The organism is Bartonella sp. AP72JLCBS (assembly GCF_042195705.1).
GTDB lineage: Bacteria > Pseudomonadota > Alphaproteobacteria > Rhizobiales > Rhizobiaceae > Bartonella.
In genome coordinates this window covers 1-1,826 of sequence record NZ_JBHIOU010000059.1, presented here as the reverse complement: position 1 = coordinate 1,826, position 1,826 = coordinate 1, and the positions used below count along the sequence as shown (strand labels likewise).

General features: G+C 39.5%; 1 pseudogene. It reads left to right on the top strand.

The features are described from left to right. Positions 1-1,826 (top strand): annotated as a pseudogene (locus ACFILO_RS09305) (hypothetical protein); the annotation flags it as partial.

The following is a 1,826-nucleotide window of genomic DNA, read 5'->3' as shown; positions in this document are numbered from 1 at the left end:
TCTTTGTTATGGAGCAAGGAAGCCGATGCCTTTGTAGCGCGTCATGAAAAGAGTAAAGAAGAAAAAGGCAAAGCTGTAAGGACACAAGAAAACAGTAGAATTACGTTTCTAGCAAATGGTGAGATTAGCGCTAAATCAACAGATGCTGTAACGGGCGGTCAGCTTTTTGAAACGAATGATAAGGTTGTTACTTATTTAGGAGGCAATGCAGCTTTTAATAATGGTGTGTTTACTGGGCCGACCTATAGTTTATCGGAGATTGATAAAGATGGTAAGATAACAGCCAAACCTTTTACCAATGTTGGTTCAGCTTTTGAAGGACTTGATACAAATATCAAGAATGTCAATCAGAGGATTAAGGAAGTTTCTGAAGGAGTCGCACAGGATTCTTTGAATTGGAATAATGAAGCCAATGCATTTGTAGCTAAGCATGGAACGGAAGGAAACAATAGCAAATTGAAGTTTCTATTAGATGGAGAAATTTCTAAAGGTTCGACAGAAGCGATCACGGGCAATCAGCTTTATTCAATCAATCAAACAGTTGCGACCTATTTTGGTGGAGGTGCTGGCTATGAAAATGGAAAATGGGTTGCACCCACATTCAAACTTAAAACTGTCAATGATGATGGTAGCACTGGTGAGGAAAAGGTTTACAATAGTGTAGCGGAAGCACTTGCGGGTGTTGCAAGTTCTATTACGAATGTTCATAATGATGTAACTAATGTTGTCAGTGATAGCCTTGCTAAGCAGGATGATAATACGAAGGTTATCACTATTGGTAAAGAAGTAGAAGGTACAGAACTCAATATTGCCAACAGTAAGAAAGAAGACCGGATACTTTCAGGTGTTAAGGCAGGAGTGCTTTCAGCAGAATCGACAGAAGTTGTAAATGGCTCTCAGTTATTTGCGACTAATAAAAATGTTACGACAGTGACTACTAATCTAGACAGTGTTTCTAAAAATACATCGAGCTATTTAGGTGGTGGTGCTGATGTTCTTGTAGGCAATCTTCCGACGTATGTTGTTGGTGGTCAGTCATATCATGATGTTGGCTCAGCCTTTAGCGGTGTTGATACATCGCTGACAGATCTTCATAATGAGCTTTCTAAGAACAGCAATGAACTTACACAGACCATTGAGCAGAATGCTTTGTTGTGGAATGATGAAGCCAATGCCTTTGTCGCGCGTCATGAGAAGAGCAAAGAAGAAAAAGGCAGAGCTGTCAGGACACAAGAAAACAGTAGAATTACGTTCCTTGCAAATGGTGAGATTAGCGCTAAATCAACAGATGCTGTAACGGGTAGTCAGCTTTTTGAAACGAATGATAAGGTTGTTACTTATTTAGGAGGCAATGCAGCTTTTAATAATGGTGTGTTTACTGGGCCGACCTATAGTTTATCGGAGATTGATAAAGATGGTAAGATAACAGCCAAACCTTTTACCAATGTTGGTTCAGCTTTTGAAGGACTTGATACAAATATCAAGAATGTCAATCAGAGGATTAAGGAAGTTTCTGAAGGAGTCGCACAGGATTCTTTGAATTGGAATAATGAAGCCAATGCATTTGTAGCTAAGCATGGAACGGAAGGAAACAATAGCAAATTGAAGTTTCTATTAGATGGAGAAGTTTCTAAAGGTTCAACAGAAGCGATCACTGGCAACCAACTTTATTCAATGAATCAAACATTTGCGACCTATTTTGGTGGAGGAGCAGGTTATAATGAAAAGGGAGAATGGGTTGCACCCACCTTCAAACTTAAAACTGTCAATGATGATGGTAGCACTGGTGAGGAAAAGGTTTACAATAGTGTAGCGGAAGCACTTGC